General features: G+C 38.5%; 16 protein-coding genes and 2 riboswitches. Of the genes, 4 read left to right on the top strand and 12 right to left on the bottom strand.

Annotation, left to right across the window (positions count from 1 at the left end):
- Positions 1-44: 44 nt before the first annotated feature.
- A riboswitch (glycine riboswitch) is annotated at positions 45-141 on the bottom strand.
- Between the two features lie 3 nt (positions 142-144).
- A riboswitch (glycine riboswitch) is annotated at positions 145-244 on the bottom strand.
- Positions 245-430: 186 nt separating this feature from the next.
- Together BLV55_RS07075 and BLV55_RS07070 are read left to right on the top strand one after the other, a co-directional pair.
- Positions 431-2,146 (top strand): ABC transporter ATP-binding protein, encoded by a 1,716-nt coding sequence (locus tag BLV55_RS07075; RefSeq protein WP_093312792.1) that lies wholly within the window; start codon positions 431-433, stop codon positions 2,144-2,146.
- 25 nt (positions 2,147-2,171) lie between these two features.
- The gene (locus tag BLV55_RS07070) at positions 2,172-3,983 is read left to right on the top strand and encodes an ABC transporter ATP-binding protein (RefSeq protein WP_093312790.1); all 1,812 of its coding nucleotides are present in this window, start codon (positions 2,172-2,174) and stop codon (positions 3,981-3,983) included.
- On the opposite strand, the gene BLV55_RS07065 is transcribed toward BLV55_RS07070, so the two are convergent.
- From BLV55_RS07065 to BLV55_RS07050, 4 genes are all read right to left on the bottom strand, one after another.
- Positions 3,956-4,705 (bottom strand): hypothetical protein, encoded by a 750-nt coding sequence (locus BLV55_RS07065; protein ID WP_093312788.1) that lies wholly within the window; start codon positions 4,703-4,705, stop codon positions 3,956-3,958. The two genes, BLV55_RS07070 and BLV55_RS07065, sit on opposite strands and share 28 nt — an antisense overlap.
- Before the next feature lie 17 nt (positions 4,706-4,722).
- The gene (locus BLV55_RS07060) at positions 4,723-4,980 is read right to left on the bottom strand and encodes a late competence development ComFB family protein (RefSeq protein WP_176968316.1); all 258 of its coding nucleotides are present in this window, start codon (positions 4,978-4,980) and stop codon (positions 4,723-4,725) included.
- A gap of 284 nt (positions 4,981-5,264) precedes the next feature.
- Positions 5,265-6,059 (bottom strand): family 1 encapsulin nanocompartment shell protein, encoded by a 795-nt coding sequence (locus BLV55_RS07055; RefSeq protein WP_093312785.1) that lies wholly within the window; start codon positions 6,057-6,059, stop codon positions 5,265-5,267.
- A gap of 65 nt (positions 6,060-6,124) precedes the next feature.
- Complete coding sequence (locus BLV55_RS07050) at positions 6,125-6,469, bottom strand: encapsulin-associated ferritin-like protein (RefSeq protein WP_093312783.1); 345 nt, start codon at positions 6,467-6,469, stop codon at positions 6,125-6,127.
- 318 nt (positions 6,470-6,787) lie between these two features.
- Between BLV55_RS07050 and BLV55_RS07045 the strand changes: the two genes are divergently transcribed.
- Together BLV55_RS07045 and BLV55_RS14960 are read left to right on the top strand one after the other, a co-directional pair.
- Entirely contained in the window at positions 6,788-7,162 is a 375-nt protein-coding gene (locus BLV55_RS07045) for a class II SORL domain-containing protein (protein ID WP_093312781.1), read from the top strand.
- Between the two features lie 123 nt (positions 7,163-7,285).
- Positions 7,286-7,690, top strand: a complete 405-nt coding sequence (locus tag BLV55_RS14960; protein WP_242870063.1) for an ArsR/SmtB family transcription factor — start codon at positions 7,286-7,288, stop codon at positions 7,688-7,690.
- A gap of 20 nt (positions 7,691-7,710) precedes the next feature.
- On the opposite strand, the gene BLV55_RS07035 is transcribed toward BLV55_RS14960, so the two are convergent.
- The 8 genes from BLV55_RS07035 to BLV55_RS07000 all read right to left on the bottom strand — a co-directional run.
- Positions 7,711-8,034 carry a carboxymuconolactone decarboxylase family protein gene (locus BLV55_RS07035; RefSeq protein WP_093312779.1) on the bottom strand — a complete coding sequence of 108 codons (324 nt, stop codon included), beginning with the start codon at positions 8,032-8,034 and terminating at the stop codon, positions 7,711-7,713.
- Positions 8,035-8,076: 42 nt separating this feature from the next.
- Positions 8,077-9,246: a permease gene (locus tag BLV55_RS07030; protein WP_093312777.1), complete on the bottom strand. Its 1,170-nt coding sequence runs from the start codon at positions 9,244-9,246 to the stop codon at positions 8,077-8,079.
- 27 nt (positions 9,247-9,273) lie between these two features.
- Complete coding sequence (locus BLV55_RS07025; RefSeq protein WP_093312775.1) at positions 9,274-9,507, bottom strand: thioredoxin family protein; 234 nt, start codon at positions 9,505-9,507, stop codon at positions 9,274-9,276.
- A gap of 147 nt (positions 9,508-9,654) precedes the next feature.
- A complete protein-coding gene (locus BLV55_RS07020) occupies positions 9,655-10,758 on the bottom strand; it encodes a DUF362 domain-containing protein (protein ID WP_093312774.1) in 1,104 nt (367 codons plus the stop codon).
- Between the two features lie 57 nt (positions 10,759-10,815).
- Positions 10,816-11,364, bottom strand: a complete 549-nt coding sequence (locus BLV55_RS07015) for a GNAT family N-acetyltransferase (RefSeq protein ID WP_093312772.1) — start codon at positions 11,362-11,364, stop codon at positions 10,816-10,818.
- A 92-nt stretch (positions 11,365-11,456) separates the two neighbouring features.
- Complete coding sequence (locus BLV55_RS07010) at positions 11,457-12,827, bottom strand: VanW family protein (RefSeq protein ID WP_176968315.1); 1,371 nt, start codon at positions 12,825-12,827, stop codon at positions 11,457-11,459.
- A gap of 31 nt (positions 12,828-12,858) precedes the next feature.
- On the bottom strand, positions 12,859-13,680 hold the full coding sequence (locus tag BLV55_RS07005; RefSeq protein WP_093312768.1) for a PRC-barrel domain-containing protein: 822 nt from the start codon (positions 13,678-13,680) through the stop codon (positions 12,859-12,861).
- A 95-nt stretch (positions 13,681-13,775) separates the two neighbouring features.
- Positions 13,776-14,301 (bottom strand): hypothetical protein (locus BLV55_RS07000; RefSeq protein WP_176968314.1); only part of this gene is annotated, 526 nt, incomplete at its 5' end.

Raw genomic sequence — 14,301 nt, 5'->3', positions numbered from 1 at the left:
CAAAAAGACACACAAGTACCAATAAGGATTGATAATTGCATGCCCTCTGTCGTAAGCCTGAGAGATTCTGCTTCCAGGTTATTTATTTTTGAAACACCTGGCTGCATTGCACCTTCGGCGTCCTTGCGGATCTTTCCAGAGTTTCGTCCTATAGCGATCCTTTTTCCTGAAAGTTTCTATGTAGAAATCCCAGCTCTACATATTGCTCCTTCGGCTCCTTAACGGACTCTCTCGCTATCCTCATCCGAATATATATGTTTTTAACATTTCTTTAATCAATTTCATTGTATCTCGGTTAAGACTTTATTTCAATGTTTATTCTTAAATAATTTAGAATTCTTTCTCTAAATTGATTTTGTCATTTCCCTTAACTGAGTGTATAATCAATAATCATCATCCCTATTTTATTTTTAGTCAGGAGAAGTTTTCTATGAAACTGCTACCCTTTCTTAAGCCTTACCGTTGGCCGTTAATGATTATCTTTTTTCTTTTGATGATCATTTCATTTTTAACCACCGTACCTCCCTGGATAATGCAATACGCTATTGACGAAGTGCTGCCCAGTGGCAATGCCAATTGGTTGCCTTGGCTTGCTTTTGGAATTCTTTTGGTATCCCTTACAGAAGGTATTCTAAGTTTTATTCAGCAAGTATTCAGTGAGTACATCGGCCAAAAGATCATTTACTCCATAAGAAACCAAGTTTTCCATCATATAAACCAGCTGTCTTTTTCTTTTTATGATAAAACCAGGACAGGAGACTTAATGTCACGAATTGTTTCAGATGCGGACACTTTAAACCGCTTTATCAGCTTTGGCTTGCTGAAAGTGTTCACAAATGCGCTGATTCTCATTTGGATCTTCATTACCTTGCTTTATTGGAATTATCTAATGGGCATCCTTTTTTTATTTTTGATCCCTCCTATGACCCACGCCATGTTTGTTTATGCCCGTAGAGTCCGTCCTGCTTTTCAAAAGATACGAAAACATACTGGCATCTTATCTTCTCAGGCTCAGGAAAATCTATCGGGAATTGAGGTTATTAAAAGTTTTGGAAATGAAGGCTATCAGCATAGCCAGTTTACAGAGGAAAACGAAAAAGTGCTTAACCATACCTTAGCAGCCAACAAGATCAGTGCCTTTTGGATGCCTTATGCCGAAACTTTGATTGGCTTTTTTACAGGTATTGTATTGTTAATGGGAGGTTGGTTAGCCTCCATGGGTCAGATCAGTACCGGAACTCTCGTCGCTTTTTTGGCTTACATCAATATGTTGCGTCGCCCCATCCGCCAAACCGGATTTCTTCTCAATTTGTTTAGCCAGAGTGACGCGGCCGCCAGCAGAATCTTCGACCTTCTCAATCAAAAGGATTCACTAACCGATATTCCGAATGCCCGAAATTTCAAAACCATTCAACAATCCATAGTCCTTAACCATATTTCGTTTGCTTACAAGGATCAACTGGTTTTATCTGATATCAATCTACAAATTTTTCCTGGCGAATCTATCGCTTTGATAGGCCCTTCCGGTGCTGGCAAAACGACCTTAGTCCACTTGCTGATGCGATTCTATCAGCCTACAAAGGGCACCCTATTCATCGACGATATTCCTATTTCTCATTATTCCCTTAGCAGCTTACGGACAAAAATAGGTTTTGTGATGCAAGATCCTTTTTTATTTAACGGAAGCATTGAAGACAACCTGCGCTTAGGTTCACCAACAGCTACTTTTCAAGAAGTACAGCAAGCTGCCAAGGAAGCACAACTGGATTCTTTTATTCAGTCCTTGCCCTCTGGTTATAAAAGCCAGATCGGCGAAAGAGGAGTGTTCCTTTCCGGTGGTCAGGCTCAACGGTTAGCTTTAGCCAGAGTATTGCTAAAAAAACCAGAAGTATTGATTCTCGATGAACCCACTTCTAATATTGATAGTATTACCGATTCGGCAATTATGGATACTATTGCTGTGCTTATGCAAGATCGAACTACTATTACAATTGCCCACCGTCTTTCCACCATCCAAAACGCTACCCGGGTGCTTTATTTGCAGAAGGGCCATTTACTTGCTTCCGGAACTCATCAAGAGCTTATGAAAAATAGCGATGACTATAGAAAGTTCGTATCCCTGAATATGAAAGGTACTTCATCTTAATTTTGCTAAAGAAAGGGGGATCCAAATGCGCGGAGGTTTTATCGGTAAATACCCTGATCAACGAAATAAAAAATTCCAACAAAAGTATTTTCGAAAAGAAAACTGGCAATTCATCTTCCCCATTATTCAAAAAAATCGAAAAGACTTATTTCTTGCTGCATTTTTCACCATACTTTATACCATTGCATTTCTTTTCCCACCTTACCTGATACAAAAGATTATTGATGATTATATTTTAAGCGGCCATCCATCAGGAATGACGCCTTGGATTATTCTATTTTTTCTTTTATATGCTTCCTCCTGGTACTTCGCTTATCAACAACGTGTTTGGAGTCAATCTTCTGGTCACAAAACTGTTTTTGAGATTAGGGAAGCTCTCCATAAAAAACTCCTCGAACTCCCAATCAGTTTTCACGAAAAACAGAAAAAAGGCACTCTTACTTCCTTGTTGATGAACGATGTTTCAGCGTTGTCCTCTGTCATAACAGAAGGTATTATCGGCTTAATGAGCGATGTGTTAACAATCATTGGCATTACGGTTATCATGTACCAAATGCAACCACAGTTAGCACTGCTTTTGCTGGCTAGTGTTCCTATTATTTTACTGCTAATGTCTTTTTTAGGGCGTCACATCCGAGAAGCATTTACGAATGTACGAGAAAAAATGGCAGACTTAAGTGCCCAAGTGGAAGAAAATGTAAGCGGTATCCGTGCGATTCAATCTTTAGGCATTCAGGAAAAAAGCGAAGCTGAATTTGAGCAGGTCAGCCTTGGAAATTTCAAGGCGAAGTTAAAGGCAATGATGTTTTTGGCATTGCTTTTCCCGTTAATGTCCTTAACAACAGGTGTCGGAAATGCTCTTTTAGTCTGGCATGGTGGCTTAGAGGTTATTGCCGGTTCTATTAGTATTGGTATTTTTGCAGCTTTTTTGGCTTACATCCGAAAGTTTTACCTTCCTTTAAAAAACTTTAGCGATGTGTATTATACTTACTTATCAGCTTTGGTTTCTCTCAACAGAATTGTTGATGTGATGCTGCTGGAAAGCCATGTAAAACAGCCAAGGGATACACCTTGTTTTTTTCAACACCGCATTCTATTCCATCGTTTGTGTTTTTACTATGATTCAAAGATGGTTCTTAAAAATCTTTCTATGGAAATAGGAAAGGGAGAACGCGTCGGCATTGTCGGAGACAGTGGTTCCGGAAAATCAACCTTGGTACGTTTACTGACCAAACTCGATCAGCCTACTAGTGGTTATATTTCTTTTGATGAATGCCCCATTCAGGAAATTTCCGATTCTATTTTTCGAAAAATGGTGGCGGTTATTCCTCAAAACATATTTTTATTTGCCGATACCATCCACAAAAACATTTTGCAAGGTAGTCCACAGGCTTCTTTCGAAGAGGTGCAACAAGCTGCAAAAAAAGCACAAGCTCATGACATGATCATGAGCTTGCCTCTACAATATGAAACAGTGTTGGGTGAAAGGGGTGTTGGTCTTTCCGGTGGTCAGCGTCAACTTATTGCTTTTTCAAGAGCTTTGCTAAAAAATCCAGATATCCTTATTTTAGACGAAGCAACTTCCAGCATGGATGTTCTTTTGGAAAACCAATTGTATCAATCCATGACAAATGTTTTCAAAAATCGCACCGTGCTGATAATTGCTCATCGCCTTCGCACGCTGCAAGAAATGGATAAGATCTTCCTGCTCCGAGATGGATCTATTGCTGATTGTGGAAATCATTATCAACTATTATCCCGAAACAATTATTATAAAAACTTGGTGGAAGCTGGTTTCAAAGAAACATCTCAAAACGAAACTTCTGACTTTCCATAGTAAATCATAAACTGATCCGGCTCCTCTGGTATTTCCACTAGATGATAACCCATATAGCCTTTTTCCATCAAAAGCTGCTGTTTTTTAATCTCTGTATTCTTTATTGCTACGCTATCTTTCCATATCATTTTTTTATCACGACAGATATTTTCTGCCAGTAAAAAACGAAGTTTCCCTCCATATACACCTGTACGCATCCTTAAGTTTCGTATGTACAACCCTGCGTGCATCACACTGCTCAAACTAGGGTAATTGAAGGGTGATATGGTGCATAGCACATAGCAACAACGATGATTTTTAATAAGCTCCATGGTTGGAACTAACATCCTTTTTTGCAGAGCGTTCCCACGGTAATCCGGTCGAACCATTGTAGCTTCCAAGATTGCCGTTTTTTCAAGCGCTTCTTTAGAAGTAAGGCCAATTTCTCTACCTAGGTTGTCAGTTCCATCTCCCGGAAAACTCACAGTTCTTACAGCAACAAGCTCTTCTTCAACAAATACTCCAATGGAGAAACCTTTCCCTTCCACCAGCATAACATCTCGAAAGGACTCGATAGGATCTGGCACAAACTTTTGCGGATCATCCTGAGCTTCATAAACAATTGTTTGCAAATCAAATATTTCCTGTTCTGAACCTTGCTGTAGCAAAATCATTTTGTATGACTTTTCAATTATTTCTTCTGATGTATGCCGATAGATACGTCCTGTCTCTATTATCTGCAAAGGTCATCACCTCGTTTTTATGAGTGGTTTTTATCACAAGCAAGTTTAACAGCTTCTGTTAGCTGAATCAAAGCATCAAATCGAAGTTTTTTATTCAAAACGTAAGATATTTTTTCACCTTCCGATGCATCTGAAAGAAAGTATTTGGGTGGCATATTATTAAGTACCATTGCAACGATATCATTTTCGCATTTTTCACACTCGCAAACACTTTCCTTACTTTTATATTCTCCTAATACCTCTCTCACTAAAGTCTCCGTATAGTTTTGCAACACCTTAACCACGCTCCTCCTGTTCCTGTATTTCAGGGTATTCTTTCATAAAGGATCGATAATACAAAAACACTACCAAAATCATCAAAAGGGTTAAAGAAATAGCCACTAACACCTTTATCATTACAATATCCACCCCTCCCTGCTTTGATATATAAGCAGAACTTGTTACGAAAGTACTTCTTTATACTTTTTTATATCATAATGATGGTAAAAAGACCAGTTACAAAGTGTCATTTGTAACTGGTCTTTTCCTTAATCTTTATCATCACTAGTCATTTTCTTTTTTACATAGAAAAGGATATAATAATATCCGGATCCAGAACTCTAAAAGTAAAGGATTCAGCGGCAAATAGCGTTACCGAGTGAGCATCATGACTCTCATAACCAATAGAAAAATCTCCACCTACAAGCATTTCCAAATCATCATGATCCTGAGGTAATAACAAAGCCCCGTCTAATACGGAACTATAAATGACTGATCCTCCAATAAGCTTTTCAATCCGCTTGATAAGTGGATAGCCTTCCATGCCTTTATTGACCCGCTTCCAGCCCTCTTCACCTACCACTAAAGTAAACGGACCATCTTCATAGGCCTCTTTCATTTTTAATACGGCTACGGATATTGCTTCTAATATTTCTTCGCCTTTATTACCAAAAGAAATGGTGTCCTGGCCCGAACTTTCTACTAATCCTTTAATGCCACCTTTTTCATACCCGTTATAGATAGCATCCTCTTCAAAAATAGCAATTTTCTCCATTGCTTCTTCCAAAGCATCTAGCTTAATGTCTCTAGCACCTCGGGTAATGTTATCCATTTCCCAACGATCCAGCTTAAAAGAAATTCTTGTTTCCACCAGCGGCTTTACTTCATACTGTCCGCTATGAACACGGTTATCTTCTTTCTCCAATATTGATAGCCTTCCCTCTGGAATAACGGTATAATCCCAGCCTTTTGGCCCTTGCACCTTCACTACCCTCCTGGCAGACAGGTGGGTTTTTAAGACATCCACTGCTGTTTCATCAATTTCATCCCAAGCTTCTTGGGTTAATGGAGCTAAATCACGTTTTAAGATATCCATTTTTGTCCTCCTTTTCACATATGTTCCTTATTTCCATCTAAAAATATTTTTGTCATTATCCCTTATTACTTTAAGTCCCCTATACTCAAACCACCTTTGGCCATCGAATCAGCCTCTTCAGTAGTTTCTTCTGCTTCCAATATATTTTTCTCTGTAAACAGATAAGTTCTTAACTCTTCATCCCAAGCATCCATATTTCTCCGAAGCCATTCAAGCGTCATGCACGCATGCTCAATTTCCTCATCTCGATTATGTGCTAATATTTCTTTTAATTCCGGATCTTTGGTTGCTGCTACCCGTTGATTGTACCAGTCTACTGCTTCCACCTCTTCTTTAAGACTGTTTAGTGCCCTTGAAATGTTTCTGGCTTTTTCGTCTAGTAATTCCATTGGTTCATGATAGTTTGACATACCATTCGCCTCCTTATTTAGTAGTGTCATATTGTTTTTTTAGTAAAGGTCTTCCTAACCACACAAGATATATCTACCCCGTTCTACCTATCTTAAACTCACAATAAAAATTGACTTTCTTTTTTTACTCCTTCTATTAACATCTAACATCGACCAAATAACATCCACCAAATTTTCACAAGGGCATGAGGGAAAGCATAGGTTTTCAATTGATTTCTTTCTCAAAAGTCATCCCCTTGTTTAATGTTTTGAAAAATGGTTATAAATCATAGTGATATTACCTACTCTATAACCTAAATTTTCAAAGGAGGATTCATCATGAAAAGTTTTGGAAAATTTCTTCAGTCAGGAGACTGGAAAGGCGAAAAACACGTTCCCGTAATCCATGCACCAGAAAAAGTGGAAAGCGGCGAAGCCTTTGAGCTGAGAATAACCGTTGGTGATGCCATTGGCCATCCAAATACATTGGAGCATCATATTAAGTGGTTCAAGGTGTTTTTCCATGGGGAAGGAGATAAGTTCCCGGTAGAACTGACAAACTTTACTTTTGATGCCCACGGAGAGTTAGATACAACCACTGATTATGTCGGAGCAACACAGGTTAAACTGCCAAAAACTGGTACCCTTTACGCCATGAGTTACTGTAATATCCATGGTGTTTGGGAAAACACCATGGATATTACAGTTGAATAATTGTTCTTCAAATAAGATCCTTCAGCCCGCTTTCTATAAGCGGGCTTTATCTATTCATAAACAGGATTCTTCCATAGATATATGTTATAATGAGACTGATCTTTCTTTTAAAATTCCTCGGAGGTGATCACCCTGTATTTTGCTACCCTGTTTAAAGCGTTAGGTGAAAATACACGAATCCGAATTGTAAAACTGCTTTCCATTAAACCAATGTACGTCTGCGAACTAGAGTCTATCCTGCAAATCAGTCAGCCTAGAATTTCTCAGCACTTAAGAATACTGAAACAAGCCGACTTACTACATGCACACAAAGAAGGACAGCGGACCATCTACTCTTTGAACCAACAAAACTTCGACACATTATGGCATACCTTTCAGAATTTTTTGGCAAAACCTCTCGAAGAACTGCCTGAATTCGAGATGGAAATTAAGCGGATAGAAGCAGTTTCCCAGGACCCAGCTATTTCTATTTGTAAGAGCCAAGGAAAAATATCTACACCAACTCCTGCAACTCCTGCAAAAAAATAAAAACTCCTCGAAAGGAGTTTTTATTTTTCACAATCACATTTCACGTTACCGGCAATAATTTCTTTCCAGTCACCTAACACATCATGAGTCCAACAATCATCAGCCCCTGCAGCTTCTCTCATGACCAACGCAAAAATATAGGATAGCTCTTCTACAGTTGCACCCGCTTCTAAAGCTTCCTTAAAATGTTTTAATACGCAAGGCTTAGATCTTGCTTTTATTGATAGTGCAAAGCAAATAAACTGATAGGTCTTCTCATCAATCTTTCGTTTTTCTTTATATAGCTCATCAATTTCATCCAGTTTTTCTGTAAATTCAGGAAAAAACTCTGCTAACATTCGCATTTTTTTACCTCCTCTGGCTTTTTTCTTAAAGAAATTGTTAGATTAAAAAATATTTCCATAAACCATTCCACTAATCGTTGCCATCACCATCACCAAGCCAACAAAGACCATGGTTTTTTTGGTTCCAATAATACTTCTGATGACCAGCATATTCGGTAATGATAAGGCAGGTCCCGCCAACAAAAGTGCTAAAGATGGACCAGACCCCATCCCTGCTCCGATAAGCCCTTCCAGAATAGGCACTTCTGTCAGAGTAGCAAAATACATAAACGCTCCCGCTACAGAAGCAAAGAGGTTAGCTCCAAAAGAATTTCCACCTACCAGTCCAGCAACCCATTCTTCTGGTATAAGACCTGATTCTCCCGGTCTTCCCAGAAGAATTCCAGCAACAAGAATCCCGGCAAATAGTAGTGGTAAAATCTTTTGCGCAAAACCCCATGTTTCATCTATCCATTCTTTTCGCTGATCTCTGTCAAACCACCTAAAGCTCATGTACAGAACTAATATGAAAAAAATGACAGACATGATCCATTTAATCTGATACATCAATCCCCAAAAACTATCTGCTTCCGTCGGTTCCGCCCAATTAGCAAATACTAAAAAACCAATCATAGACCCAAAGAAGGATATGGTTTTCCATAGTGGCCTATCTTCTGCATCTTCTTCCAATAAAAAGCTTTCATCTCCGTTATTTCTTTCAGCTTCTTCTTTGCGAAAAATCAATTGCATGAGTATGCCTACTACTACACTAAATAGAACAGCACCAATCGTTCTGGCAGCACCCAGTTCTGCGCCTAACACACGAGCTGTAATAGTAATGGCCAGCACATTGATCGCTGGTCCAGAATATAAGAAAGCTATCGCTGGACCTAACCCGGCCCCTTTCATATAGATACCTGCAAATAAAGGCAGTACCGTACAGGAACAAACAGCCAGTATAACTCCCGATACAGAAGCAACGGAATAAGAAACCCATTTTTTCGCCTTAGAACCAAAATACTTTATCACTGAATCTTGAGATACAAACACACTCATGGCACCAGCGATGAAAAAAGCAGGGATAAGACACAGGATTACATGCTCTCTTGCATAATAATTTAACAGAGCAAAAGCTTCCAGAATTGCACCTTGAAGCACCGGACTATTTATGGGCATCAAGTAGACAGTTAAAAAAACCGTTACGATTCCCAGTAATTTTTTTCTTTCACTCACGCCTTAACCCTCCAATGCTCTTCTTAATTAGTTGCCCAATAATTTCTTAATTTCATCTGCCGATGGTACTTTTCCTGAAATTAATGCTTTTCCATCAACCACTAACCCCGGAGTTTTTAGTACGCCATAAGAAGCTATTTCCTTAAAATCTTTTACTTTTTCAATTTCAGCTTGAATACCTAATGCTTCCACAGCTTGTCTTGTGTTCATTTCTAAGGTTTCGCATTTTTTGCATCCAGTTCCTAAAATTTTAATATCCATTAATTTCCCTCCCATTTCTTTCATAATGTTTTTCTTATGAATAAATCATAACAATTTCCTTATGATTCGTCAAGGGTTTTTCATTATTACATTATATTCTATCTATCTATTAAATCCTTAGTTTATATTCAACAAAAAGGCATCACTTTATTTTCCTTTTGCAGATTCTTTTCTTAAAAATTCTAAAATTGCACCAGCTTCTGGCGGACATCCAGGAAGGTTTTTATCGCACCCGGAAGTACAATCACCTACCCCCATCCCAGGAAAGGAAAGCCCTTTATATACCTGCCCAATTTTCAAATTTTCTACAATGGTTACTAGCTTCCCTTCTTCATCCAACCGCTTCAGTGCATACAGTAATGTGGCATAGCAAGCTGAACAAGCATTTCCTTCGTCTACAAATTCTCCATAATCTTTTGCTTCTCCACGAAGTGTCCTAGGATTTATTTTCCTAGTTGCTTTTCCAATCTCCCAAATAATGGCATCATGAATATTGCTGGAACCAACGCCTAACTTTTCAGCTATCTGAATGTAGGGTATTTCTTCAAGATTCCAGCCCATCGTTTTAGCTGCCCAAGCATCTATTAGCACCGGATCTTTTGCCAAGAAGATTCGATCCATAGGCACCGGTGTCCCCCCTCCTTCATAGGTTAAATCACCATTAATCGCATCTACCAGAATCAGATCCGGTTTAACAATTGTATTTACAGCCGCAATAGGTCCATGCAATCCCATCTGATGATAGCGTCTTTTTTCAAAGTCAGGAATACAGCCTTTCATGTTTTTAAGAGCACAGGTTATTCCTGTCTGACAATGACCCTTCATTACTGGCATATTAATTAAATAATCTACCTTCAAGGGAGCCTCACAAACTTTTAAATCTCCTTCATAGCTTTTCTTAGTTATATATGTATCTTTTTTCAAATCAAGTAGTTCTACTCTTTTTTCTTTTGCTAATTTTTTATATCCGCACACATGAAAAGCATCTTCTGTAGAATCTCCTACCCAGGATCCTTCCATAATGGTAATCTTTTGTATACCTATTTCTTTAAGGAAATCAATGACAGCTTCCACTAATTCTACATGCGTTGTCGCACCAGTAGAAGCTGGCTTCGCTTCTACCAGATTCGGTTTAATGCCCACATGGGAATTTTTTTCTATCTCCTTTTCTACCTCCGAATGCTTTAATAGGCACTTTGCCATTTCTTTCATATCATTCCCATGGTGAATCAATATCTCATTTATTTTCATTAAGCTCGGCTCCTTTTTATCTAAAAAAACCTTCCGTTATTGGAAGGTTTTTTTCATTCATTTTTTTGGTGCGTTTAGTTTATCGAAATGCAAGTTCATAATATAACGGTGATGGCCTTTACCATATTCATCTTCATTTTCGCCAACAGTCTCAAACCCAATCTTATCTTTGTAGAGTCGTATTGCCGGAGCATTGTCAATATCCACTGTTAAACCCATTTTAGTGAAGCCTTGTGTTTCTAAATTTCGGATAATAGCCACTAAAAAGTGATAACCGAGTCCTTGTCCCTGCAATTCATCCGAAATCGCATAATCAAAAAGGTAACATTTCTGTAGATCTTCCCAATCTCTCATTAAAATAGCTATCCCTATAATTTTTTTCTTTGTTTCTTCTCTTAATACAAAAACATTACCGTGCCGAATCTGTGGAACAAGTCCCCACTCATCCATTCCCAGATCCCCAAAAATATCTAGCCCGAAATTGACCATTCTTTTTAGAAGATTGACATTATAGTCCTGAACAAGATAAACTTTCAAGTTGCCAATATCTCCATCCAGATTTTCAATCACTGTTTTAGGTAGTTTCGAAGCTTCTTCCAAGTACAAAAAACCAACTCCTTAGTTTTTTATAGCATTATACACGATATGTTCGATCGATGCAAATAAACAGCACCTGTATTTTCAAGATAATGAGTAAATTACTCACTTTTCCTTTCTTCCAAATCTTCGCCTGTTCCCACTAAAACAGTCCTCGCTACAGGTCGATAATAATCTCTGGAAATCAGTTCTTCTTTCATATTATTTTCTCGATCTCCAGTAATTCGATATACCGAAATCCGATAGCCATTTTGTCCCTTTTGTCGAACAACCTCTACGCCTTTTTCCAACAAAGGATCTTTTATAACGTTAACCGAAGGACTTATTACCTGCCGGTTTCTGGTTTCGATCCGTATATTTTCTTTTTCGTAGTCACGATCTCCCCAGATAGCTATATGTAGCTCTTCTTTAGCAACCCAAGCTCCCATTACCACCGGGAAAGAATGTGGGTTCCGAAAGGAAAAATCTTGAATTCCATAAGCAATCGTAGCATCCATTCCAAGAGGCACATATCCAACCGGAAGGCTGTGGTTTCGTCTTTCCACTATTTCCATACCGCTGTAAAGAGTCGCTTGATACAAAGTGCTACTAACCTGGCATATGCCACCACCAAGCCCTTGTACCAATCTACCATTTTGAATAACTGGAGCTGGTTGATAACCATCTTCTGCCGATACCTTTCCCACGGTTTCATTGAATGAAAACACTTCTTCTGGCTCCAAACGCAGCCCATTAATTTTCTCTGCTCCCAATTTTATGTTGGTATTCCGTTTCTGATTACTTCCCAAACTTGTTTCATAAATAGCCAAAAGTTGATCAAAATTCCCTAAAGATTCTGTTGTCACTTCGGGATTCAGAATATGTACTGCTACCTGGACATCATCAAAATCTTTATGATGCAAAGATTCTTTCATTTTTTCCTTAACATCACTTGATTTGACCTGATATCCTTTTCTATGAGCTGAAATAATAACTTCTCCATCAATCACTTTCAAATCAGCATCTATCGATTCTACTAATAACTTTCTTTCAAGATCGTCACTCCACTCTTCCAATAATTCCTCATTATATTTTATTGGATATGTGATGACCGAAGATCTAATTCCGCCACTCAGTTGTTGAATCCAGCGGTCTTTCCAATGTGGATTCAACAACCGCTGAATGTCCTCTAAGATTTCTTTTTGATCATAACCCGCCTCTATTTCTTCCATCGGGATTTCAATCATTCTCCACGTTTTTCCTTCGACAATAAATTCAACTTCTATTACTTCCGGGAGTGCTTCGTTTAGCATTAAAATAACTTGTTGCCCCGTCAACCCTGATGCTGACTTTCCGTTCACCTTAGTACCTGTTGGCAACTCGTTTTTATATGGTGGAAAAGAAAGCAAAGAAGCCAATATAACTTGCAGTGAAAAGACCAGCAACAAGCCAAATGCTGAACGAATACGTATAGAAGTATGGTTAGGCTTCATGAAAGGCCTCCTCCACATTAATCTTTTTTCATTATTCTGTCAGCATGGTCAGCTCTATTACCTTTTGTCGGCCCATTTCCTGAACCTGTTCAAAGAGCTCCTCTGATATAACCGTACCTTCCTCAGCCAACAGATTCCCCTCTATATCTTTAAGATCTCTTTTAAGTTCTTTACCCAGTAAGTATTGTTTTTGCTTGTTAATGAACATTTCAACTGAGCTACCAGTATTTTGGCTTTCCTGTTCTTCATCCGATACTTCCACTTCATTTTCAGAAGTCGATTCAAAAGGCATTATCGACTCTACCGGCACCTCTTTTTTCTCTATTGATGCTTGGGCTTCTTGTACGGCTTCCTGCTTGCTTTCTACATATTTGATGGATTCTTCTGTTACAATAACCAGCTGCTGACCAATACTAATGATTTCCTCCAGCGGAATATCTTTTTCTTCTCCATTATTTTCCTCTGAAACAAGATGGATCAATGGAATGCTTCCACTTTCGGCATCAATGGTATACTCCACAATTTTCCCTAAAAGTTTTCCTTTTTTAGTAATCACTTTTTCATCAATTATTTCAACTTTTTTATCTAATAAGTTTCCAGCAATATTCATCTTACTTAAATCCATAAGTGCACTCTGAGATTCAATGGTTACAGCATAATCTCCCACTCCAACGGTTTCCCGAAAAGGAATGGCCATAATTTCGCCTTCGCGTACGCCTTCACTTTTTTCAACCAACAAGAACTCTACACCTTTTTTTTCTGCATTGACAATCAGCTCTTTTACAATACCCACTTCTTGCCCTTCTTGAATGCTAATCACAGGGGAACTGACAATTTCTTTACTTTTCTTCATTCTTATTCACTCCTGTTCTGAATTTTTTAATCGAATGTCTATGTTGTTGTCATCCACTCATTCGGTATCTCTATCTCTTTCCCTTGATCGCTATCTTACACTTCATCTTTATCTTCTAGCATACTCTCCAGGAAGGAAATTTGATTTCGAATCCCTTCTTCATACTCCTCTATCTGGTTTTGCTGAATTAATTCATAGGATATTTCTAATAGTTTGTTATAATATCCACTATTGTTATACAGAATTTTCAGCTGACTATATGCCATCATCCGCTGATATGGCTCTTCAGCTTTCAGGCATACCATCCTTAACGACATGGCGGCACCATCTAGATCGCCTTCTTCCTCTGCAATCATACCATCTAACAGTAATATATCCGCCATTGTTTCCGATAACCGTTCCGGCAGTTTCTGGTAAACATCCTTCTCGCCTTCTTCTATGGCTTCTTCTTCATTTGTTTTTTCTAATATTGCTTCTTCATCTTTTTCTTCTTTTATTTCTTCCGTTACTTCTTCCTCTTCACTTGTTTCTTCCGTTACTTCTTCCTCTTCTTCCAGTATCGGCTCTGCTTCTATTTCTGACGCTGGTTCCTCTTCTATTTCTGATTCCACTGTATCCGGC

The sequence above is a fragment of the Tindallia californiensis genome, from assembly GCF_900107405.1.
In the GTDB taxonomy this organism is placed as follows: domain Bacteria; phylum Bacillota; class Clostridia; order Peptostreptococcales; family Tindalliaceae; genus Tindallia; species Tindallia californiensis.
The sequence above is the reverse complement of the archived record's forward strand: the minus strand, read 5'-3'. Positions and strand labels throughout refer to the sequence as shown.